This window comes from Salinispora sp. CH2A1_6 (assembly GCF_056820975.1).
Genome location: NZ_JBXEDG010000010.1, coordinates 369,066 through 391,400, shown reverse-complemented (window position 1 = coordinate 391,400; position 22,335 = coordinate 369,066). Strand labels below are relative to the sequence as shown.

Sequence of the window (22,335 nt, the reverse complement as noted above, 5' to 3'; positions counted from 1 at the left end):
AGGCGAGTTGGGGCACCAGCCCGACGCCTGGGCCAGCGGCGACCAGCGCCAGCGTGGCGGCGCAGTCGTCGGGGTGGTGGCGCACGGTGGGGCGGAGCAACGCGGTACGACGCACGCCCGGGACGCATCCGCATGTCGACTGTCCGCCCACCGCTGTGGCCCGCGACGCCAGCGGCTACGGCACGGGGCCTGGAGCACGTGAACGGACAGACCAGGAGGTGGCTTTCCCCGCACCCACCGCACCCGGAAAACCGCCACCACGGCAGCTGAGCGACCGGAGCGGCGGTTCGTGATCCGGGTTAAGGGGCGGTCAGAAGTCGTCAGCGGTACGCATGCGGTCACGGATCCAACTGCCGGCCGGCTTGAGTGGACCGGTGCCACCGAAGTCACCACTGGCACACGTTCCCGTGGTGAAAACCGCACCGGAGCGGAAGTCGTCGGAGTAGTTCCAGTTGACCCAACTGATCTTCTTGCTCGCCATCAGGTCAAGGTAACGCTGGGACATGGCGAAGTCGTTCGGACCGTCGCCGGTGTACTGCTGGGTGCCAAACTCGGTCACGAAGATCGGGATTTGGTCGGCCGCCGCCGCCAGGGTGTTGTAGTACAGGTCGCCGTGCGAGGCCGCGTAGAAGTGGAAGACGTACATCAGGTTGCTGGCCGCCACCGGGTTGGCGGTGATGGCGTCCACTCCGCCGCCACTGCCGGAGACCCCGAGTGACGACCAGTCGGGGGTGCCGACAAGCACCACAGCTTCCGGGTCCCGCTCCCGGATGACCGGGATGACCTGGTCGGCGTAGCTCTTGACCGCGCCCCAGCTGACCCCGTTCGGCTCGTTCGCGATCTCGTAGAGGACGTTCACCTTGTCCCGGTGCCGGTCGGCGATCTCGGCGAAGAAGGTCTGCGCGCGCGACAGGTTGTGGTGGGGGTCTCCCGGCGTGAGCATGTGCCAGTCAACGATCGCGTAAAGGCCGCGAGCGGTGGCCATCTCGATGTAGTCGTGGACCAGGTCGGTGAAGCCACGCGGGTCGGTCTCGTAGCCGCCTTCCTGGATGTACATCGAGATCCGCAGGACGTCGGCGCCCCACTGCTGGGCGAGGACATCAAGGGAGGCGTTGGTCGCGCAGTTGGCGTACCACTGCAGACCGTGCGTGCTCATGCCCCGCAGTTGGATGGCCTTGCCGTTGTCGTTACAGAGCTGTTCACCGCAGACCCGCAGCTGTCCGTTCGCCGCAACCGGCGTGCTACCGGGAGGTGCGGTGGTCGGTGGCGGTGGGGGTGGACTGGTCGTCGGAGGAGCTGTCGGTTGACACGGCTGGCCGTTGAGCCGGCAGCCGGCCGGACTACCGGAGCCGGAGCCGAGGACGCCGAACGTCGCGGAGGCGCCCGGTGCGATCGTGCCGTTCCAGTGCTGGTTGGTGAAACGGTAACGCTGCCCGTCGCGATCCATCAGCGCATTCCAGTACGTGCCGATGCTGGCGCCCGCCGGTAGGTCGAAGTCGACCTGCCAGGAGTGCAGAGTGCTGCTTCCCCCGTTGGTGATGGTGTATCGGCCTTCCCAACCGCCACCCCAGTCGGAGACCTTGACGAACGTCGCGGTCGGCACGGCCGCGGCGGTGGCGGTGGCGGTGGCGGTGGCCACCATGGCCCCCGCGGCCACGACCGCGACGACGCCGGCCAGGGCCACAGTCCTCATGCCCAGCTTCATCGGTCCTCCTAGAGACATCGCCCGATCAGCTCGGCCGTGGCTGTGTCGGGACAGGGACTCCACGTGGCACGTTTTGTTAATCTACTTAACTGTATCGTGACCTGTCTATAACAAACGTGACCTGGTTCTGCCGGACTACGGTGTTGACGGGTGGGAGTCGAGGCGCTGGGTCGAACCGGCCGCCAAGGCTTCAGAAACGTGCTGGACGCCGCTGCGGATCACGCCGCCGTACTGGTCGTCGGGGAGGTCCGTCACCAGACTCCGGGCCTGGGCCAGGTGCTTCCGCGCCCGAGTGGGATTGCCCAAGCGCCGATGGTCATCCGCGAGGTTGAGGTGCAGCGAGGGCAGGAGCAGCCGCACCTGCCACGCGTGGTCGTACCGCTGTGCCCGTTCGTCGGTAAGGGCGTGCGCGGCGGCCAGGGCACGCTCGTCCCATTCCAGTTCAGCCTGGCCGGTGTCCTGCAAGTCGGCCAGGTAGTGGGCCAGGGTGCACCGGTGTAGCGCATCGCCGGTGGCGCCGATCTGCGCCCAGAGCGCGGCAAGAGCGGCACGGGCCTGGACCCGCTGCCCGGATCGGCCGAGCTCCACCGCGCTGGCGATGCTCGCCATCGTCTCGTCGGGCGTGATTCGCGACTGTTCCACCGTTCTCCTCAGGCTTCGGATTGTGGACTGGCCGCTACCGGCATCACCACAGTGGTGATATCGCCGTCATCGGCGCAGCGAACGACAGCGGGCAGGTGGGGTTGGCTGATCTGCAGCATCACGTCCGGCCCGATGCTGGCCGCTGCCAGCGCCGGGTACAGCGTGGCGACGCGGAAGTTGATCGCCACCGGCGCTCCGGTGATGTCGGCGGGAACCACTCTCGGAGCCCCCCGACGTGCCGACGGCGTCACGGTCAGGTCGGTGTTCACCACACAGCCGAGGCGTACCTGTGGAACATCGGCGATCGCGGCCAGCAGCAGGTCCCGCGGCGCGACCACCTGGGTCCGCACCTCGGGCAGTCCGTCGAGGACGATCCGGTACGCGGGGAAGGCTCCCGCGATTGTCGGTAGTCGCCGTTGACCACCGGGCCCGGTGAGCTGGACGCACGAGTCGCCGTATCCGAGTTGCAGGTACTCCTGGTCGCCGATCCACTGTCGTGCCCGGTCCAGCTGGACCGCGTCAACAACAGCCACCCCCGGTGCCTGCCGCCGGTCGGTCGGCAGCGACCGGACCGCCAACCGATACCGGTCGGTCGCCACCAATCGCAGCTCATCCGGGGTCGCCTCGATCAGGACACCGGCGAGCGCGGGGATGCCGGCGCTGGGGTCGGCGGCCGCCACCACCTGCCCGATCGCCTCGGCGAGTAACTGCCCGGACCGGACCAGCGCGGCGTCTTCTCGGTCTCGGATCAGAGTCAACGCGGCGGTGAGGGCGACCCGGGCGTCCTCGACGGCACGCTCCATCGAACTCAGGTGAGCCGCCAACAGCTGCTCGGCCACCCCGGCGGGGCCCGCAAGCACCTGCCGTACCTCTCCCAGCGGCAGCCCCACCTTCCGCAGTTGGCGGATCAGCGTGACCTCATCGAGTTGCTCCGGCGAGTAGTACCGGTAGCCGGTGATCGGGTCAACCGCACGGGGGCGCACGAGCCCGCAGTCATCGTAGAAGCGCAGGGCACTGGTACTGACCTTCGCGGCCCGCGCGAGGACCCCGATCGTCATCCGATCGTCTTGTTCTGCCACGCCGACCATCCTGAGCCTTCCACCAACCTGAAGGTCAACAGCCAGCAGGGGTGGCGTTATCGCCCCGATTCGATCGCTGACCGGACGACACGAGCATCATCCCGGGCGTTCGCCAGGCTGTCGAGATGTTCGGCGAGCAGCACGCGGAGGCGGCCCGGCGGCATGAGCTCGGTACGCACCAACGCGTGGAGGGTGAGCCCGTCGAGCAGGGCGTGCAGTCGAGCCTTCTCCACGCCGAGGTCAGCACCCCGAGTTACCAGCCCAGCCGCCGCGAGTGCGTCAACGGCGAGGTCGACCACGCGCCGGACACCGTCGTCGGCCTCGCTGAGTCGGGCCTGCGCGGCCGGGTCAACCTGGGCGTGCAAGGTCAGCCACAGCCACACCTCAGCCGCTCTGCGGCGCTGCCGATCCAGCGGCAGGAACTCCTCCAGCACCCGCTGGGCGGTCTCGCGGGGTGGCCCGGTCCAGCTCTCCGCGGCGAAGCGTTCGGCCGCCTGTGCTATCACATGCTCCATAGCGAAGATCAACAAGTCGGCCTGGGTGGCGAAGTAGTGCCGCAGCGCGCTGGGAGACCAGCCGGCCTCGGCAGCGATGCTTCGCACCGTGGCCGCGGCGACGCCATCGCGGTAGACGACGCGCCACATCGCCTCGGCCAGCTCGGCGCGGCGCGCGTCGTGGTCGACGATCTTCGGCACGGCTCCTCCGGCAGTCGATGACATCCCTGCTACTGTGATCGTACAGCGTACTAAAAAGGGGGTCCCGGGGTGCTTGTCGCGGTAATCGTCGCCTGCGAGGTGGCCTTCTGGCTGCTACTCGCGGCCGGACTGCTGGCCCGATACCCGCTGCGCCTGCCCCGCGTCGGCGCCGCCCTGCTCCTGGCGGTCCCGGCGGTCGACCTTGTCCTGCTCGCCGTCACGACGATCGACCTACGTCGCGGCGGGACCGCCACCGCCGCGCACGGCCTCGCCGCGGCGTACCTCGGTTTCTCCGTGGCGTTCGGTCACCGTATGGTCCGCTGGGCCGACGTACGCTTCGCGCACCGTTTCGCGGGCGGGCCCCCGCCGCCTCGGGCCCCACGGTACGGGCCGGAGCGCACCCGGCACGAGTGGCGCGAATGGCGTCGGGGCCTGCTCGGCTGGGCTGTTGCCTGCGCTCTGTTGCTCGCTGGTATCGCCTTTGTCGGCGACGCCGAGCGGACCCAGCAGCTCTGGGGGTGGATCGGGCGGCTCAGCCTGGCGATGGCGATCTGGCTCGTTTTCTGGCCACTCGCGCACACGGTGTTTCCCCGGCAGGAACCGCGCCGCACCGCCGACGCGGCGGGTCCCACCGGGTGAGTCGTCAACCCGGGCAGTTCCGGTGCTGGTCGGGCCAGACCAGCACACCACCACCAGCGCGAAACGGTCAGGCATGACATCAGCTCACCCGGACACGAACAGTTCGATCTTGTCGGTGCTGGAGGAACTCCACGCCACCTGGCGCTGGGGAGGCCCACCGACGCTGCTCACGATCAGCCATCGGCCGCCGAAGCCCGCCGTGCCCGCCATCCTCGCCAGCGGTGTCGGTGGGCACACCCCGCTCGACCTCCTGGCGCACTGGATCGACCAGTGTCGCCGCCATCGCGGCATCGCCAACACGCAGCGGGACCTCGGTGTCGACGCGGTCGCCGTCTCGGGTGAGATCGACGGCCAGCACATGTGCTACGCCATGGACCGCAACGGCCTGGAGTACCTGGTGCGGGGCCATCGACACACCCTCGAACGGCGCCGCACCAGCGGCACGGACGTCGCGGCCCGCACCGGCCTTGCGGGTCTTCTCACCGAGCGGCTCGCCGAGTTGGTGTGGCGACTGGCGGGCCCACCGCCGCCCGCCGCCGGTTCTCGGATCCGCGACATGTGGCCCACCACCGGGCTGATCGACCTGGACGAGGACGAACTTCACGAACGCTACGCACTGCCCTCCCCCACCGGAAGGCACGTACGCCTCGTCACGGTGTCGAGTATCGACGGTCTTGCCGCGGTGAACGGCGCCAGCGCCGCTCTGACCAGCAGCGGCGACCAGCGGGTCTATCGCCTGATCAAACGAGACGCCGACCTGCTGCTGTTGGGGGCGGGCACGGTCCGCGCCGAGCAGTACGGGCAGACCGCCCTGTCGGCTCCCGAGATCGCCCGTCGACGGGCCAACGGCCTACCGCCCTATCCGGCCATCGCGGTTGTCACCCGCAGTCTCGACCTCGACCTCAGTGGCCCGTTGTTTCAGCGCGGCATCGGAGGTCACTGCCAGCCACGGCCGATCCTGATCGTCCCCGCCGCTGCGGCGGCCGAGGCCAGCACGGCGGTAGCCGAAGCCGCCGAACTCCTGGTCGCCGGCGACTACAACGTCGACCTCAACCAGGCGATCCAGCTGCTTCGACAGCGGGGGCACCGACGCATCGTCTGCGAAGGTGGCCCCGCACTGGCCGGCCAGCTGGCCCAGGCCGACCTGCTCGACGAGCTCTGCCTGACGATCACGCCGCAGCTGCTGGCGGTGGCCGGCCCGCGGATCACCGCCGGTCCGGCGGGGCAGCCCGCGGGCGGGCAGTGGCAGCTCCACCGGTCCCTCCTCGACGAGCAGGGCAACCTGTTTCTCCGCTACACCCGCCCTGACCCGTCCGACCGGGCCGACGGCCCCCCGACGGTCTGACTTTCCTGGACGCGGCCGCATCGCGGAGGACGTTCGTTCAGGATTCGCTGAAAAATCAGATGGTCCTGCCAGGCCCCGTCGACGTGCAGATAGTGGGGCGCGGTGCCGATCCGCGTGAACCCCGCTTTGGTGAGAACGCGCTGACTTCCGGTGTTGCGCACGTGGGTGCCGGCCTCAAGCCGGTGAAGGTCGGCCACCTCGTCGGCAAGCCGGCAGGCATGCGCGACAGCCTGGGTGGCGAGCCCCCGCCCGGCATACCCATGGTCGATCCAGTAGCCGATGTTGGCGCTGCGGAACGGTCCGAGTGCGACGTTGGACAGCGTCAACGTCCCCACAACCCGACCCCCCTCGTCCAACACCCAGGGCAGAGTCTGGCCTGATTCCAGGAGCCGGAGCTGATCCTGCACCCGACTCCGCTGCCCCGCTAACGTGAAGAAGGCATCCGCCCGCCGTGGCTCCCACGGCTGGAGGTACTCACGATTGAGAAGGTACGCCTCGCTCAGCGGCCCCGCATCGGACTCCTCCAGCAGACGCATCACGATCGCACCGGCCAAGGGGGTGGGACGGATGTTCACACTCGTCAGCGTAGTGCCCCGGCGACGAAGTGCCAGGACCGGCGGCGGCGAAGACCGCCACCGCCAACCCGCGACGCACCGTGACCCCACGGGTCCGCTGCTGCCGGATCCTCAGTCGCGGTCTGGACGACGCAGGGTCAACGACTGGAAGCAGTAGCCATAACCGGTATCGACCAGGTGGAAGTCCACCACGTCGAACTGCGCGGCGGTGGCAAAGCCGAGCAGCTGTTCGTCGGTGCGCCACGAGAAGAAGCGCGGCGGCACGTGCTCGTCACCGTCGATGGGACCCTCGGTGCTCTCGTCGCCGCCGTACACCCCGACGAAGCAGAGGCCGCCGGGGCTCAGGACGGCCCGGATTGCTGTCAGGACCGCAGGCAGGTCGTGGTTGGGCACGTGCAGCAGGCAGTTCATCGCGAACACCGCGTCGAAGGAGCCGGCCGGAAAGTCCAGGTGCAGGAAGTCCATCACGTGGGCGTCGATGCCCTTGGCCCGGCAGTGCTCGACCATCACCGGCGACAGGTCGGCCGCGACGACGACAAGCCCCTCCTGCTGAAAGAACGCGCTGTCCTGCCCGGTGCCCGCGCCGACCTCCAGCAGTCGCGCTCCCGATGCCAGCCGGTCCCGGAACGCCTGACGCTGTGCCACCTTCCACGGTTGCTTGGTCAGCCCGTCACGCCAGGCCGCGCGAGTGTCATACGCCTGCCGCAGCGGGTCGAGAACCTCGTCATATCGAACGTCCACGTCGGTCATTGTCTCGGATACGGTCCAACGGCCCGTGTGCCGCCTTCCACGCCCTGCCGCGGGCCGGCAACGGCCAGCGCACGCAGCCGATCCGATCGGCGGTGGCAGCTGCGCTGGGCAAGGGCTTTCCCCACCTGGTGGGGCTGTGGCAGGCTGAGGTCGACGCGACTGGCGGCACCGAGGATGGGATGACCATCGGGGAGCTCGTCGCGGAGGGTCGACCGCCTGGGCCTTCCGCGGGGGCGAGGTGAACCATGTCCACGTCGATGTCGATGTCGGTCGCCCGGTCACTGCCGGGTGGACCGGTAGCCGAGCAGATCCTGACCGAGGTGGCGCAGGAGGTCACCCGGTTACGGGCGGCCGGGATGACCCCGGCCCTGGCCACGGTGCTGGTCGGCGACGACGACGCGAGCGTCGGATACATCCGGATCAAGCAGCGCCAAGCCGAGCAGTTGGGGTTCGCCTCCCCACACGTGCAGCTGCCGGAGTCGGCGTCGCAGGCGGACCTGCAGGCGGTGGTGACACAGTTGAGCGCGGACACGGCGGTGCACGGGGTGTTGGTGCAGCACCCCGTTCCCCGGCACCTGGACTTCGACCGGGCGATGCAGGCGCTGGATCCGGAGAAAGACGTGGACGGGATGCACCCGGTGAACCTGGGCCGGTTGGCGTTGGGGCTGCCGGGCCCGGCACCGTGTACGCCGGCGGGAATCGAGGCGTTGCTGGCGTACCACGGGGTGCCGGTGGCCGGCCGGGAGGTGGTGGTGCTGGGTCGGGGGGCCACGTTGGGGCGTCCGCTGGCGATGGTGCTGGCGCAGAAGCGGCCGACGGCGAACGCCGCGGTGACGGTGGTGCACACCGGCGTGACGGACTGGCCGCGGTACACCCGCCGGGCCGAGATTCTGGTGGCGGCGGCGGGGGTGCCGGGTCTCGTACGCCCCGAGCACCTGCGCCCGGGGGCGGTTGTCGTCGGTGGTGGGGTGCGGTACGCGGGGCGGCGGCTGCTGCCAGACGTGGACGAGGCATGCGCGACGGTGGCGGGGGCGATGACTCCCCGGGTCGGCGGGGTCGGCCCGACGACGGTGGCGATGGTGTTCCGTAACGCGGTGCGGGCGGCACGGCAGGCGCTGACGCCACCGCACCGCGATGGCGACGAGCACCCGACCCGGACACCGGTACGGCCCTCGGGGTCGGGCGCGTCGGACGGGAGCTAGCTTCGTCCGGGGGTACGGGGTGCCACCGGGGTGGAGACGATGAAGGAACTGGTGGTGTGGCCGTGGAGCAGGAACTGGTCGAGGACCGCCGCCAGGGCGTCGACGGCGGGTACGTGCACCTTGAGGAGGAAGCAGTCCTCGCCGGAGATCCGGTGGCATTCACTGACCTCCGGAACGCGGTCGGCCAGCTCTGTGATCTTTGACAGCTGGCCTGGACCGGGTTGGATCCGCACCCAGGCGGCGACGGGGAGGCCCAGGGCCGCGGGGTCGATATCGACGCGGTAGCCGCGGATGACGCCGGCGTTCTCGAGCCGGTGCAGCCGCTCCCGCACCGCCGGCGCGGACATGCCGACCTGGCGGGCCAACTCGGCGGCGCTGGCGCGCGGGTCGTGCCGCAGTACGCGGAGCAGGCGGCGATTGGTGTCGTCGAGCAACGAATTGCTATCTGGAAGGCCCGTCGGGGGTCTGGGCTCACGATACGTCATCGTCATGCTCCTCTAGCCTTCGATTGTGCATGGTGCTAGGTGCTGTCACCTTCGACGATAGGGGAATGCCACGATCAGTTCTGCGCTCGGACACCCGGACGTCGGCGGCGGCCGCACCGCGGATACCACCCCACGCCTACGTCGTCGTCGGTGCGGTGTTCCACTATCTCGGTCCAGCCTTCGCGGTACTGCTCTTCGTCCGCGTGGACGCCCTGGGCGTGGCGTGGCTGCGCATCGCCGCCGCGGCCGCGGTGTTCGCGTTGTGGCGACGGCCGTGGCGGCGCTGGCGGCACCTGGACCGGCTCACCCGCCGGCTGCTGATCGGGTGGGCCGCCGTCCTGGCGGCCATGAACAGCGTCTTCTACCTGGCGCTGGAGCGGCTGCCGTTGGGCACGGTCGCCGCAGTCGAATTCCTGCCGGTCATCGTGTTGGCGGCCTACGCGGCCAGAACCCGCCGAAACCTGCTCGCGTTGATCTGCGCGGTTGCCGGGGTGTATCTGCTCACCGACGTCCGCCTGGTCGCTGAACCGCTCGGAATCGCCTTCGCCGCGGCCAACGCCGTGCTGTTCGCCGCCTACATTGTGCTCGGGCACCGCGTCGCCCGGGGTCAACAGCTGTCCGGCATCGACGGTCTCGCGCTGTCCATGCTGATCGCCGCCGTCCTCGCGCTACCGGTCGGCATCGTTGACGCCGCACCCGCCGCCTTGGACGTGGTCGCCCTGGCGGCCGGGGTCGGTGTCGGTGTCACCTCGTCGGTCATCCCGTACGTCACCGACCAACTCGCCATGGCCCGGCTGCCCCGGGCCACCTACGCCCTCCTGGTCTGCCTGTTCCCGGCGACCGCGACCGTGATCGGGGTCGTCGTACTGGCCCAGGTCCCCACCGCACCGGAGATCGTCGGGGTCGGTCTCGTGGTCGCCGGTGTCGCCGTGCACCAGGACGGCGCGCCGCCGCGACGACAGCGGGCGCGCGCGTGAGGCTCGAGCCCGCCGGCGCAGGGTGGTGGCACGACCGCGGGGGCGGCATCCGCTACCGGGCCCATCCCGATCGCCGTGCTTCCGAAGACGTGGTCGGCCCGCCTGTGCCACGCTGACACTCACGGCCTGACAGCGATCTCGGAAACCGATCAGGAGGGCCTGCTCACACCGCAGTGTTCCGGCCAGGGCGTGCGGCCGGTTGAGAGGCGTGAAGTCCGGTGAGCAACAGGGATGTGCACCGATTCCTCGAGTCGAATCGGGGACTGTGGGACGAGTGGGCGGACATCCACGCCCACTCGACGTGGTACGACCTGGAGTCGGTGCGGCGGGGCACCTGCAAGCTGCGGTCGTACGAGATCGACGAGGTGGGCGAGGTGGACGGCCGGAGCCTGCTGCACCTTCAGTGCCAACTCGGCACCGACACGGTCTCGTGGGCGCGGCGGGGCGCGACGGTCACCGGGGTGGACTTCTCGCCCCGAGCCGTCGCTGTCGCCCGCCAGCTCGCCGCCGACACCGGAATCGAGGCCCGCTTCGTCTGCAGCGACGTCCTGACCCTGCCTGCCGCCCTGACCGGAACCTTCGACATCGTCTACACCTCGCGTGGGGTGCTGGGCTGGCTGCCGGACCTGACCCGGTGGGCGCAGGTGGCGGCGCACTTCCTGGCGCCCGGTGGTGCCTTCTACGTGACCGACATCCACCCGATCGCGGAGGTCCTGGACCCTTCCGCGGCCGAGCTTCGAGTCAGTCGACCCTACTTCCCCAGAGCCGAACCGGTTGGCTACCCGGTGCAGGGCAGCTACGCCGACCGGGACGCCCGGGTCGCTACCGAGGTGGAGTACCTGTGGCCGCACAGCGTCGCGGAACTGATCACCGCTGTCGCGCGGGCCGGGCTCGTGATCGAGTTCTTCCACGAGTTCCCGTGGCTGGATCGGCCATGGCCGTTCCTGCACAAGCAGGAAGGGCTGGGCTGGACCCTCCCCCCTGGCGGGCTGGGTGAGTTGCCGCTGTTCTTCTCACTTCGGGCCGGTAAGGCGGCGGCTGGCGCCAGCGGATAGCCCACCGCGCCGGGCGGCCACGGCGACGGCCTCTAGACTCGGCGTCCGATGGACGAGCAGGCCACCCCCGCCGACCCCCGCCCCTGTGCCCACTGCGGACAACCGGTGCCGCAGCGCGCCGGAGCGGGCCGCCCGTTCCGCTACTGCCGGGACAACGACGGCGCCTGTCAACAGGCCGCCCGGACCAGCCGGATGCGACACCGTAGCGCCCCCGGGCTACCCGGACAGGTCGCCCGCACGTGGGAGGCCGTGGACCGGCTCGACCAGATCGTGGCGTCGCTCACCGAGACGCTACACGCACAGCTGTCCCCGGTCGGGGTGGAGCAGCAGCTGGCCCAGGCGCGTGCCGACGCGGCCAACCAGGTGGCCGCGGCGCAGACCGATCGGGACGAGGCCCGCCGCGCCGCAGAGGACGCCGCCGCCGCCACTGTTCAGGCCCGAGAGCAGGCCCGCAACGCCACCGCCGAGCAGGACAGCGCCCGCGCCGAAGCGGCGCACGCCGTGGCGCAGGCCACCGCCGCGGCGGACCGCGCCGAGCAGGCTCGTAAGGCTCAGGACCAGGCCCGCCAGGAGGCGAGCGCGGCACAGGCGCTACTGGGGCAGGCCCAGCAGGACCGCGACGCCGCCCGTACGCAGCTACGCAGCACCGATGCCGAACTCACCGCCCAGCGGCAGCACGCCGCGGCTCTGGTCGCGGAACGCGACGCCGCCCGCGCCGACGCCCACCAGGCCGCGCAGGCGCAGGCCACGGCGACAGAGCAGGCCCTCGGACACCGCGCCGACGCGCAACAGGCCCGCCAGGACGCGCAACGGGCTCAGGCGCAGGCCGCGGCGGCGACGCAGGAACGGGACCGGGCGGTGGCCGAGCGGGACCGGGCCGAAGCGCACCGTCAGCAGGCGGTGGGCGACGCGAAGCGGGCGCACGCGGACGCGACGACACTCGCCGAGCACCGCGAATCACTACGCGGGCAACTGACCGCCGCCCAGCAGGAGGTGACCACCGCGCAGGGCCAGCTGGCGGAGCTGACGGCGCGGCTGCGGGCCGCCGAGAGTGACCGGGACGAGGCGCATCGGCGAGTCGCCCAGCTCGCCGATCAGGTCGCCCAACTGGCGGCCGCCCTGGCGCACCGCCAGGCGTCCACGCCCGCGCGCTGACGCGGGGCGACACCATCTCGGTTCGGCCACCAGGCGAAATTTCGGCCAGGTCGGGGCGACCCCCGCCGGGCCGGGCTGCCCGCCGGCTACCCTTGTTGCCGGCCGTCACATGCCACCCGGCGGGAATGGCCCCACAGACACCGACTGTTACACCGAAACAGACCAGCACCACGAACGAGGGGAAGACGATCATGGGCGAGCGCATGCTGCGCGGAAGCCGTCTGGGCGCGGTCAGCTACGAATCCGACCGTAACACCGAGCTCGCGCCGCGTCAGACCCGCGAATACCTGTGCGCCAAGGGTCACCAGTTCGAGGTGCCGTTCGCCGTTGACGCCGAGGTCCCGATGACCTGGGAATGCAAGTTCGACGGCAGCGTCGCCCGGCTGGTCGACGGCAACGAACCGGAGCAGAAGAAGGCGAAGCCGCCGCGCACCCACTGGGACATGCTGTTGGAGCGGCGATCGATCGCCGAACTTGAGGACATTCTCGCCGAACGGCTCAAGGAAGTCCGCACCCGCCGCGGGCGCGCCTGAACTACCACACACGGCACCCGCCCCGGATGGACCCGGGGCGGGTGCCGTCGTTTCACATCAGTCCGGGAATCCGGCCGTGGCACCGAGCTCGCGCCGCGTCAGACCCGCGAATACCGGTGCGCCGCGCCGGGGTGCGCCGGTCAACGCGAGAGCCGCAGTGGGCGGTCGGCGTCGCGTTTGGGTGGCCGGTCGGTCGAGGCCGGCGGGTACGGGCGCCGAGCGCCCCTTCAGCCCTGCCGGGGCTCGACGATCTCGCCCTCAATGGGCTGGCCGCCGTCAACCACGGTCGGCTCCGCCGCCGCCGCCGGCGGCTGCTGCGGGGTGCCCCGGTGCACCCGCACCCGACGCGGCCCAAACAGGTCACCGGCGACCATCGACGACACCCGTCGCTCCGCGGTACGCCGTGCCCCCACGCGGGCCAGCCGGCGCACCGGTGGCACCAGCAGCACCAGCCCCAGCGCCCCACTGAGTAGACCCGGAGTGGCCAACAACAGTGCGCCGAGCAACCCCACCAGACCATCGGTAACCTGCGTGCCCGGCGGTTGACCAGCCCGGGCCGCGGTTTGGAAGCCCCGCCACGCGCGCATCCCCTCCCGGCGCAGCAGCGCCATGCCCAGCAGCGACGCCGCGAACACGGCCAGCACCGCGATCCCGAACCCGACGGCCCGGCCCACGGCCACGAACACCGCCAGCTCCACCAACGCCGCCAGCAACAACGCCAACGGTACGAACCTCAGTCCCCGGCGCATCCTCACCTCACCACCCGCCCGCCACGCCCCCACCGCCCGATTCGCCGGTGGTGGAGTACGTCGTCCCGCCCGTCCAGCATGACACGGCCGCGCCGCCGCCGGCCCCCGCCACCAGCGGCGCAGACACCGTCGCCGCCACCAGCGGGCGGCGACGGGGACCGGGGCGGCGCTACGGCCACCGGACCTGCCCCGTGGGTGTGCCGTGTAGCCCTCGGCGGAAGGCCAGCCGCCGGTCCGCCACCGCCCACCCGGTGATCCGCCACAACGCCTCGGCGACGATGAGCGGGCTCATCTTGCTGTTGCCCCGTTCGCGCTCGGCGAAGGTGATCGGCACCTCCACGATCCGCACCCCGGCCCGGTGCGCCAGCCGGGACAACTCCACCTGGAACGAATACCCCTGCGAGCACACCGACGCCAGGTCCAACGCGTCCAGGGCGCTGAGTCGATACACCCGGTAGCCGCCGGTGGCGTCGGAGACCGGCATCCCCAGGGCCAGCCGCGCGTACAGGTTTCCGCAGCGCGACAACAGCAGCCGCCGCAGCGGCCAGTTGAGCACCTGCGCTCCCCGGGTCCAGCGGGACCCGATCACCACGTCCGCGTCGCGGGCCGCGGCCAGCATCGCCGGCAGATCCTCCGGGGCGTGGGAGCCGTCGGCGTCCATCTCCACCACCGCGTCGTAGCCGCGTTGCCGCGCCCACCCAAACCCGGCCAGATAGGCAGCGCCGAGCCCCTGCTTGCCCTCCCGGTGCAGCACGTGCACCCGCCGGTCCTGCCCGGCGAGGGCCTCCGCCACCTCGCCGGTGCCATCTGGGCTGTTGTCATCGGCAACCAGAATGTCCACCGACGGCACCGCCCGACGCACCCGTTCCACAATCCAGGTCAGGTTGTCGGCCTCGTTGTAGGTCGGGATGACCACGAGCACCCGCCCCACCTCGGGATGACCGGTCTCGTCACGCACCGTCCTGCCTCCCTCTCGCCGGCGTACCGGCCGTCGCCGCACCCCGGGCGCGTCGCCGCACCCCGGCTGCGGCGAGGGCCGCCACGGCCAGGACCGTCAGCGCCACCTCCGGCCACAACCCGACGCGGGTCGCGAAGGTTTCGTCGTCGGCGAGGTGTAGCTGCCGCACCACGATCGCGCGGGTATTGAACTCGGTGGCATCACTTACCCGCCCATCCGGGGAAACGAACCCGGAAACGCCCACCGTCGAGGCCATCAGTGCCGGGCGACCGTGCTCAACCGCCCGCAGCCGCACCATGGCCAGCTGCTGCCGGGCCTCAGCCACATCGAAGGTGGCGTTGTTGGTCTGCACCACCAGCAGCTGCGCCCCACCGGTAACCGTGTCCCGGACCACCTCGTCGTAGGCGACCTCGAAGCAGATCACATCACCCAGCACCGCCGGACCGGCAGTCAGCACGCCCGGGGTGCTACCCGGCACGAAATCAGACCGCACCCGGTCAACCTGCTTGCTGACCAGTCGGGCCACGTCACGAAACGGCACATACTCGGCGAAGGGCACCGGATGCCGCTTCGTGTACAGCTGGTCGAGATCCGGGCCGGTCCCCGGCCGCCACAGCAGCCCCGCGTTGCGTACCTGCCCCTCCCCCGGGCCGCGCAGCACCGCCCCGATCAGGATCGGCACACCCACCGCGTCGGCGGCAGACTGGATCCGGTCACCGGCGGAAGCATCCTGCAGCGGATCGATATCGCTGGAGTTTTCCGGCCAGACCACCAGGTCGGGGCGGGGCCGGGCCCCGGCGGCTACCTGGTCGGCCAGTTCGACGGTGGCCTCGACGTGATTGTTTAGCACCGCCTGCCGTTGGGCGTTGAAATCCAGCCCCAGCCGCGGCACGTTGCCCTGCACAATCGCCACCGTCACCGGCTTCCCACCACCGTCGGCGCGGACCGGCACGAGCAGCCCGACAGCCGGCACCGCCAACACCGCCAGCACCGCCCCCGCCACCGGCATCCACCGCCGGCCCGGGTGGCGATACGCCGACCAGCCCGCCCAGGCCGCAGCCACCAGCAGCCCACCGATCACCGCGACCACGAAGGTCACCAACGGCGCCCCGCCCAGGGCAGCAAACCGCAGCAACGGCGACCCATCCTGGCTGAACGCCAGCCGACCCCACGGGAAACCACCGAACGGAGTCCGATCCCGCAGCGCCTCCTGCGCCACCCACAGCACCCCGGTCAACGCCGGCCACCCCCACCGGAACCGGTCCACCAGCGGAGAAACCCACGCGGTGGCCGCGCCAAGCAGCGCCAGATAGCCGGCCTGCAACAACGACAGGAGCACCCACGGCAAGGAGCCGGTGTGCAGGTTGGTCCAGCCCAACAGCGGAGCGAAGAACGCCACCCCGGTCAGGAACCCGAGGCCGGCGCCGGCCCGCGGACGCCGACGGTGGGTTGCGCCAGCCAACAGAGCGACCCCGACCGCTGCCAGCGGCCACACCCCGTACGGCGGGAACGCCAGCAGCATCGCCACGCCCCCACCAACCGCCGCCACCAACGCCACCGGCAACGGCAACGCCAACGCCAACGGACGTTCCCGCATCACTCCCACAGCCCTCGCCGGCATGTCCACGATCACCTGCCGAAGGGTACCCGGCCCGATCCGCGCCGCCCCGGCAGCGCAGACCACAGCGACCCCACGTCGACCATGGCACCCGGGCAAAAACGGAAATCGGGGCGCGGCAACTGCCGCACCCCGATGCTCCCAGGCCCTTCCCGGCCGGTGGGGCGAGAATGGGACGCGCCGACCTTCGGACCGACCGGACGGCAGACTGGCTGCCCCCGCCTGGCCGTTGTCTACTGGCCGTGCCTCTCACCCTGCCCGTACACCGGTAACCGCGGCCGGTTCGCGCCGCCCCGCCGACCCCCGCCCGCTGGACCTGGCCGCCGCGACCACACACTCGTGTCGCTCGGCCAGCGGACGAAGGGACGAAGCGAACAACAGCCGCTTCCCGTAGTAGGACTCAAAGACGGTACGTGCTCCCCCCGGGGCCCTGTCAACCCGGCCCCGACGAGTCGTCGCCACCACGCGGCGTGTCGCGCCATCCGCGCCGGCCAGCCCGCACCGCGCACCCGCCCTCGGGCTACCGGGACACGCCCCAACCCCCTGCCCGCAGCCGGTCAGTCAGCGCGCGCGCCGCGGCCGGTTGCTCGACACCCAGCAACCCGACGGCGGCCAACACATAGTCCACGTCAACCACGGCCCGGGCGGCACGCGGCAACGGCCACCCACCGGCATAGTCGGCGAGTACCCCCGCGAGCACCCCCACCGCATCCGCAGCCGCGGCGTGCCGGAGCACCCCACCCGAACCGACCAGCAGCCGAACATCCCGCAGATCCCGCCCCGCGCGTTCACCGGTGGCCGCCCCACGGGCGTGCCGCCGCAACGCCACCGTGGCCGCCAGGGCCGCCAACCGCGCGTCGGTCGCCCGCTGCGCCCCGCCCACCGGAAGATACGCCGGGTCATCCGCCCGCTGCTGCGCCGCCACGGCCAGCACCTCGGCGTCGGCCACGTCGAGCAGCCGCTCCTCCACCGCTGCCCGCACCACCCCCGGGGCGCTCCACCGCACCCCCAGATCCCCCTCGACGGTGCGGGCCCGCCACAGGCTACCCGCCACCTCCCGGCCCGGCCCGCTCTCCCGCTCATCCGGCGTCAGCACCGAATACACGTCGGTGGTCGCCCCACCGACATCCACCACCGCCAGATCACCGCCGAGCGTGTCCGCGAGCAACTCCACGCCGGTCAGCACCGCATCCGGGGTGGCCGCCCGCACCAGCCGCGGGAACCGCGGCCCCCGCGACAACCGCTTGCCGCCGATCACATGCCGCAGGAACACCTCTCGGATCGCCGCCCGCGCCCCAGCCGGCGCCAGCACCCCGATCCGGGGCAGCACATTCTCCGCCACCGTCACCGGCACCCGCGCCGACACCAGCATCGACACCAGATCGTCGCGGACCTCGGCGTTACCGGCGAGGACCACCGGAACCCGCCAGCGGGCCCGCGCCAACCGGGTCGCGTTATGCGTCAACGTCTCCGCGTCACCGCCGTCGGTGCCGCCGACCAGCAGCAGCACATCCGGGCGGCACGCCCGCACCGCCGCCAGCTCCGCCGCGCCAAGCCGACCCGCGGCCACATGCACCACGTTCGCCCCCGCCGACAGACCCACCCGACGGCCCGCCTGCGCGGTCACCAACTGTTCGTAGCCGACCACCGCCAACCGCAGCCCGCCCCCAGCAGACGAACACACATACCACGGCGCGTCCCCCACCGGCAGACCGGCGGTCGCCGCCGCGACCGCCGCGTCCAACCCCCGCAACACATCACTGCCCACCGTGGTGGGCACCGCCGCCGTCGCCACCAGACCCGCGCCGTCGAGATCGACCACCGCCACCTTCGTGTACGTGGAGCCGACATCCGCGCAGATCGCGACGTTCACGCCACCGGCGGCACGACCACCGTGCCCGTCGCGGTGACCGCCACGATCGGCGGATCACACACCTGCGCCGCGGACTCCCCCTGATCCGGACGGCCCCGACACACCACCACACAGCTCAACTCCAGCGTGCGGCTACGCCTACCCGCCCGGGTGACCCGACCGGTCACCTCCACCACGTCACCGGCGCGCACCGGCGCCAGGAACCGCACGTCCGCGTAGCCGGCGAACAACCCCTCGTCCCCGTCGGTACGGATACAGACCTCCGTGGCGACATCTCCGAACAAACCCAACGCGTACGCCCCGTCAACCAGACTGCCCGCATAGTGCGCATGCGAGTACGGCACATACCGCCGGTGCGCCACCGTCACCCCGACCCTCGGGTCACTCATACCGTCGCCGCCTTCCGGCTCGTAATCAACGCATGGACCAGGTAGGAGGCCACCTCGCCCGGAGTGGTGCCACGGGCGAAGATCCGGTCCACCCCCAACTCGGCGGTCATCGCCTCGTCGAAACGCGGACCGCCGACAATCAGCAACGGTCGCTTCCCCGCCGGCCACGCCTCCCGAACCGCCGCCGACATCTCCCGCGTATTGTGCAGATGTGCGTCCCGCTGCGTGACCACCTGCGACACCAACACCGCATCCGCCCGCTCCGCCCGAGCCGCCGCCACCAGATCCGGCACACTTACCTGCGCGCCCAGATTGCTGACCCGTAACTCCCGGTAGTACTCCAGCCCCTTCTCCCCAGCGATGCCCTTGACGTTGAGGATCGCGTCAATCCCCACGGTGTGCGCGTCGGTGCCGATACACGCCCCCACCACCGACAGCTTCCGCCGTAGCTGCCGCTTGACCACCGCGTTGACCTCCTTCGCCGACAGCAACGGAAAGTCCCGCTCCACCACCTGCACCGCCGAGGTGTCCACCAGATGGTTCACCCGCCCATACACCACGAAGAAGGTGAACCCGTCCCCCATCGGTCGGGCATGCACCAGCATCGCCGGGTCGATGCCCATCTTCCCGGCCAGCTGAATCGCCGCACCCTCAGCTCGCTTGTCGTGCGGCAGCGGCAAGGTAAACGACACCTGCACCATGCCGTCACCGGTAGTGTCCCCATACGGCCGCACGATCTGCTTCTCCGACACGACCGCCTTCTCCGCCCTCTCCGGCACGACCGTCACGACCCCGCCCCTTCCAGGATCTGCACCGCCGGGTTGTAGTAGTCGCCCTCGTGCCGCGCCACCCCGTCCAACCCCCTACCCCGGTCCGCCGGCCGCTTCATGATCCCGAACGTGCCCTCGCCGATCGCCGTCAGCAACGACCGCTCCCCGACCCGCTCCAACAACTCCACCGCCGAACGCAACACCTGGTGCGCCCGCTGCTGAATGAAGCCGCCCGGTGCCGGCACGAAATCCTCGCGCAGCCCACCCGCGGCACCCAGTACATACCGGACGTTCTGCAAGGCGATATCCCGATCCGACAGCCACGGCGTCACCACCGCCTCGGTCATCATCCCCACCAGCAGAATCCCCTGCCCGGTCAGCGCCCCCACCAGGTTGAAAAAACCGTCCAGCAGGTTGCCCCGAAACACATCCCCGGTCATGTGCTTCGTCGGCGGCATCCACTTCAACGGCGCATCCGGGAACAACTCCCGCGCCAACAGCGCATGCGCCAACTCCAACCGCAACGACTCCGGCACATCCGGGTTGATCTCAAACGCGTGCCCCAACCCCAACTGCCAGTCCGCCAACCCCGCCTCATGCGCGAAGTACTCGTTGAGCAACTGCGACACCGTCACCGTGTGCGCCTCGTCCACCGCATCGGCAGTCGTCAGGTAATTGTCCTCACCAGTGTTGATGATGATCCCCGCCCGGGCATGGACCTGCCGCGAGAAGCGCTGATCGACGAAGGTGCGAATCGGATTGATATCCCGAAACAAGATGCCGTACATCGAATCGTTCAACATCATGTCCAGCCGCTCAAGGCCCGCCAACGCCGCCATCTCCGGCATGCACAACCCCGACGCGTAATTCGTCAACCGCACATACCGGCCCAACTCCCGCGACGACTCGTCCAACGCCGCCCGCATCAGCCGGAAATTCTCCTGCGTCGCATACGTACCGGCAAAGCCCTCCCGAGTCGCCCCCTCCGGCACATAGTCCAACAACGACTGCCCCGTCGACCGGATCACCGCGATCGCATCCGCCCCCGCCCGAGCCGCCGCCTGCGCCTGCGGAATATCCTCGTAAATATCCCCCGTCGCCACGATCAGATAAATCCACGGCCGCTGCGGCGGATCCCCGAACCGCCGCACCAACCGCTCCCGCTCGGCCCGCCGCCGATCAATACGCCGCACCCCCGCCGCGACCGCCCGCCGCGCCCCCCGCCGCGCCGCCGTCGCCGCCCGCCCCACCGGAACCTCAAACCGCACCGACCCAGCCGCCGCCTTCTGCGCCAACAGCGTCACATCCACCAACTGCTCCCGCGCCAAGGCATCGAAAACCGGAACAGCCACCCCATGCCCCAAGCCCACATCCGCGGCCACCGCATCCACCAACCGGTTCACCCACGGAATCCCATCCGGATCCGCCCCCTGCACCCCGGCCAGCCGCAGCACCGCCCGCTCCACCGACACCGTCGTATGGCTACGCGCCAACTCCACCACCGGCGCCCCAGCCCGAGCAGCCAACTCCCGCGCCCGCGCCACCAACACCGGATCCAGATCGAGCTTCCCGGTCACAATCCGCCCTCCCCATAGATCACCGAACCACGCAGCACCGTACGTCGACACACCGGCAACGGCGTCGGGTCCGAAACACCCCGCGCCTCCGGATCCTCCGCCTGCAACACCGGCAACCCCCGCTCCACCCCCGCCGGGGAATCCCACACCGCGAACGTCGCCGGCGCCCCCAACGCCAACACGCCATCACCATCCCGCCGCACCGCACGCCAGCCACCCCGCGAATGCGCCGCGAAAGCCGCCCGCACACTCATCCGCTGCGCCGGATTGTGATGCGCCACCGCCGCCCGCACCGACCCCCACGGATCCACCGGAGTCACCGGCGAATCCGACCCGAACGCCAACGACACCCCCACCGAATGCATCGCCCCCAACGGATTAGCGGCCAACGACCGATCCAGCCCCAACCGCGACTCATACATCCGACCCGCGCCACCCCACAACCGGTCAAACGCCGGCTGCACCGACGCCACCACGCCATACTCCACAAACCCGGCAATCGTCCGCTTGTCCATGAGCTCCGCATGCTCCACCCGATGCCGAGCCGCCCGCACCCGATCCGTGCCCAGCCGCGCCGCCACCGCCGCGAACCCCGCCAACACCGTCGCGATCGCCGCATCCCCGATCGCGTGAAACCCGCCCTGCAGCCCGTACCTCGCGCACCCCAACAAGTGATCCCGTACCTGCTCGGCCGACACATACCCATGCCCGCACCCACCCGCATCCGCATACGGCACCGTCAACTGAGCCGTCTGCGCCCCCAACGCCCCATCAGCGAAGACATCCCCACCAGCACCCACCGCACCCAACTCCCGAGCCCGCTGCGCACCACCCAACTCACCCCAATACCCGTACACCTCCGGCACCCCCACCCCGGAGATCCCCAACAACCGCGTAAAATCCTCCTCGCCGGAAATCTCCGGCCCACCACACTCATGCACCGCAGCGACCCCCAACGACGCCGCATGCGCCAACGCCGCCCGCTGCGCCGCCGCCCGCTGCACCGACCCAACCGAGTCAAAAGCCGCTGCCCGCACCACATGGTGCGCATCCCGCCGCAACCACCCCGACTCGTCGAAACCAACCGCGGCAACCACCCCCGGACACGCAGCCAGCAACGCCGTCGACACCAACGCCGAATGCATCGACGCCTGCGACAGATACACCCGCCGCCCCGCCGCCGCCCGACCCAACTCCGCCGCCTCCGGAGGCACCGGCACCGGCCAGGTCGACTCATCCCAGCCATGCCCCAGCACCACACCATCAGGCGGCAACCCCTCAGCAAACGCCGACACCGCCGCCACCAACTCCGGCCCCGACCGCACACCCGACAGGTCCAGCCCCGACAACCCCAACCCGGTGTCCGTCGTGTGCACATGCGCGTCAACGAACGCCGGCGTCACCAGCGCACCATCCAAATCCACCACCTGATCGGCAACCGGCGCATCAACGTCCGACCCCAACCAGGCAATCCGGCCGTCGGAAACCAACAAGGCAGTCGCACCCGGATCAGCAGGACAATGCAGCACACCGCCGCGGTACAGCGTCGAGGGGTTCGTCATGG

At 70.6% G+C, this 22,335-nt stretch carries 22 protein-coding genes and 1 riboswitch; of the genes, 7 read left to right on the top strand and 15 right to left on the bottom strand.

The window, feature by feature from the left end; genetic code table 11:
- Positions 1-310: 310 nt before the first annotated feature.
- From AC1UKG_RS15225 to AC1UKG_RS15210, 4 genes are all read right to left on the bottom strand, one after another.
- Positions 311-1,705, bottom strand: coding sequence for a cellulase family glycosylhydrolase (locus AC1UKG_RS15225; protein WP_482642532.1), 1,395 nt, complete (start codon positions 1,703-1,705; stop codon positions 311-313).
- Positions 1,706-1,840: 135 nt separating this feature from the next.
- Positions 1,841-2,347, bottom strand: coding sequence for a hypothetical protein (locus tag AC1UKG_RS15220; RefSeq protein WP_482642531.1), 507 nt, complete (start codon positions 2,345-2,347; stop codon positions 1,841-1,843).
- A gap of 8 nt (positions 2,348-2,355) precedes the next feature.
- A complete protein-coding gene (locus AC1UKG_RS15215; protein ID WP_482642530.1) occupies positions 2,356-3,435 on the bottom strand; it encodes a DNA polymerase III subunit beta family protein in 1,080 nt (359 codons plus the stop codon).
- A gap of 47 nt (positions 3,436-3,482) precedes the next feature.
- The gene (locus AC1UKG_RS15210; RefSeq protein ID WP_018742518.1) at positions 3,483-4,121 is read right to left on the bottom strand and encodes a TetR/AcrR family transcriptional regulator; all 639 of its coding nucleotides are present in this window, start codon (positions 4,119-4,121) and stop codon (positions 3,483-3,485) included.
- A gap of 69 nt (positions 4,122-4,190) precedes the next feature.
- On the opposite strand from AC1UKG_RS15210, the gene AC1UKG_RS15205 reads away from it, so the two are divergent.
- Together AC1UKG_RS15205 and AC1UKG_RS15200 are read left to right on the top strand one after the other, a co-directional pair.
- Positions 4,191-4,760, top strand: coding sequence for a hypothetical protein (locus tag AC1UKG_RS15205; RefSeq protein ID WP_018742519.1), 570 nt, complete (start codon positions 4,191-4,193; stop codon positions 4,758-4,760).
- Between the two features lie 73 nt (positions 4,761-4,833).
- Positions 4,834-6,105 (top strand): dihydrofolate reductase family protein, encoded by a 1,272-nt coding sequence (locus AC1UKG_RS15200; protein WP_050565249.1) that lies wholly within the window; start codon positions 4,834-4,836, stop codon positions 6,103-6,105.
- Here the strand turns inward: AC1UKG_RS15200 and AC1UKG_RS15195 are convergent.
- Together AC1UKG_RS15195 and AC1UKG_RS15190 are read right to left on the bottom strand one after the other, a co-directional pair.
- Complete coding sequence (locus AC1UKG_RS15195) at positions 6,054-6,680, bottom strand: GNAT family N-acetyltransferase (RefSeq protein WP_018813523.1); 627 nt, start codon at positions 6,678-6,680, stop codon at positions 6,054-6,056. The two genes, AC1UKG_RS15200 and AC1UKG_RS15195, sit on opposite strands and share 52 nt — an antisense overlap.
- A gap of 111 nt (positions 6,681-6,791) precedes the next feature.
- Positions 6,792-7,430 carry a class I SAM-dependent methyltransferase gene (locus tag AC1UKG_RS15190; RefSeq protein WP_482642529.1) on the bottom strand — a complete coding sequence of 213 codons (639 nt, stop codon included), beginning with the start codon at positions 7,428-7,430 and terminating at the stop codon, positions 6,792-6,794.
- Positions 7,431-7,575: 145 nt separating this feature from the next.
- Positions 7,576-7,659, top strand: a riboswitch (ZMP/ZTP riboswitch).
- Positions 7,660-7,675: 16 nt separating this feature from the next.
- Here AC1UKG_RS15190 and AC1UKG_RS15185 point away from each other — a divergent pair.
- Positions 7,676-8,632 (top strand): bifunctional 5,10-methylene-tetrahydrofolate dehydrogenase/5,10-methylene-tetrahydrofolate cyclohydrolase, encoded by a 957-nt coding sequence (locus AC1UKG_RS15185; protein WP_018742524.1) that lies wholly within the window; start codon positions 7,676-7,678, stop codon positions 8,630-8,632.
- Here the strand turns inward: AC1UKG_RS15185 and AC1UKG_RS15180 are convergent.
- A complete protein-coding gene (locus AC1UKG_RS15180) occupies positions 8,629-9,117 on the bottom strand; it encodes an Lrp/AsnC family transcriptional regulator (protein WP_026271179.1) in 489 nt (162 codons plus the stop codon). The two genes, AC1UKG_RS15185 and AC1UKG_RS15180, sit on opposite strands and share 4 nt — an antisense overlap.
- Positions 9,118-9,182: 65 nt before the next feature.
- Here AC1UKG_RS15180 and AC1UKG_RS15175 point away from each other — a divergent pair, with 65 nt between their 5' ends.
- The 4 genes from AC1UKG_RS15175 (at position 9,183) to AC1UKG_RS15160 (ending at position 12,837) form a co-directional block, all read left to right on the top strand.
- Positions 9,183-10,094, top strand: a complete 912-nt coding sequence (locus tag AC1UKG_RS15175; RefSeq protein WP_018742526.1) for an EamA family transporter — start codon at positions 9,183-9,185, stop codon at positions 10,092-10,094.
- A gap of 233 nt (positions 10,095-10,327) precedes the next feature.
- Positions 10,328-11,149: a class I SAM-dependent methyltransferase gene (locus AC1UKG_RS15170; RefSeq protein WP_018742527.1), complete on the top strand. Its 822-nt coding sequence runs from the start codon at positions 10,328-10,330 to the stop codon at positions 11,147-11,149.
- Between the two features lie 48 nt (positions 11,150-11,197).
- The gene (locus tag AC1UKG_RS15165) at positions 11,198-12,304 is read left to right on the top strand and encodes a hypothetical protein (protein WP_026271178.1); all 1,107 of its coding nucleotides are present in this window, start codon (positions 11,198-11,200) and stop codon (positions 12,302-12,304) included.
- A 191-nt stretch (positions 12,305-12,495) separates the two neighbouring features.
- Complete coding sequence (locus tag AC1UKG_RS15160) at positions 12,496-12,837, top strand: RNA polymerase-binding protein RbpA (RefSeq protein WP_012013503.1); 342 nt, start codon at positions 12,496-12,498, stop codon at positions 12,835-12,837.
- A 227-nt stretch (positions 12,838-13,064) separates the two neighbouring features.
- Here AC1UKG_RS15160 and AC1UKG_RS15155 read toward each other — a convergent pair whose 3' ends face one another.
- The 8 genes from AC1UKG_RS15155 to AC1UKG_RS15120 all read right to left on the bottom strand — a co-directional run bounded on the left by AC1UKG_RS15155 (position 13,065) and on the right by AC1UKG_RS15120 (position 22,333).
- Positions 13,065-13,586 (bottom strand): FxsA family protein, encoded by a 522-nt coding sequence (locus tag AC1UKG_RS15155; RefSeq protein WP_482642528.1) that lies wholly within the window; start codon positions 13,584-13,586, stop codon positions 13,065-13,067.
- A gap of 169 nt (positions 13,587-13,755) precedes the next feature.
- Positions 13,756-14,544 (bottom strand): polyprenol monophosphomannose synthase, encoded by a 789-nt coding sequence (locus AC1UKG_RS15150; protein WP_018742530.1) that lies wholly within the window; start codon positions 14,542-14,544, stop codon positions 13,756-13,758.
- Complete coding sequence (gene lnt, locus AC1UKG_RS15145; RefSeq protein ID WP_482642546.1) at positions 14,537-16,165, bottom strand: apolipoprotein N-acyltransferase; 1,629 nt, start codon at positions 16,163-16,165, stop codon at positions 14,537-14,539. The genes AC1UKG_RS15150 and lnt overlap by 8 nt, the downstream gene beginning before the upstream one ends.
- A gap of 517 nt (positions 16,166-16,682) precedes the next feature.
- The gene (locus AC1UKG_RS15140) at positions 16,683-18,035 is read right to left on the bottom strand and encodes a glutamate mutase L (protein WP_029122946.1); all 1,353 of its coding nucleotides are present in this window, start codon (positions 18,033-18,035) and stop codon (positions 16,683-16,685) included.
- Positions 18,032-18,424: a 3-aminobutyryl-CoA ammonia lyase gene (kal, locus tag AC1UKG_RS15135; protein ID WP_018742533.1), complete on the bottom strand. Its 393-nt coding sequence runs from the start codon at positions 18,422-18,424 to the stop codon at positions 18,032-18,034. The genes AC1UKG_RS15140 and kal overlap by 4 nt, the downstream gene beginning before the upstream one ends.
- Positions 18,421-19,212: a lysine 5,6-aminomutase subunit beta gene (kamE, locus tag AC1UKG_RS15130; RefSeq protein ID WP_018742534.1), complete on the bottom strand. Its 792-nt coding sequence runs from the start codon at positions 19,210-19,212 to the stop codon at positions 18,421-18,423. The genes kal and kamE overlap by 4 nt, the downstream gene beginning before the upstream one ends.
- Entirely contained in the window at positions 19,209-20,771 is a 1,563-nt protein-coding gene (kamD, locus tag AC1UKG_RS15125; protein ID WP_018742535.1) for a lysine 5,6-aminomutase subunit alpha, read from the bottom strand. The genes kamE and kamD overlap by 4 nt, the downstream gene beginning before the upstream one ends.
- A complete protein-coding gene (locus AC1UKG_RS15120; protein ID WP_482642527.1) occupies positions 20,768-22,333 on the bottom strand; it encodes an amidohydrolase in 1,566 nt (521 codons plus the stop codon). The genes kamD and AC1UKG_RS15120 overlap by 4 nt, the downstream gene beginning before the upstream one ends.
- Positions 22,334-22,335 lie beyond the last annotated feature (2 nt).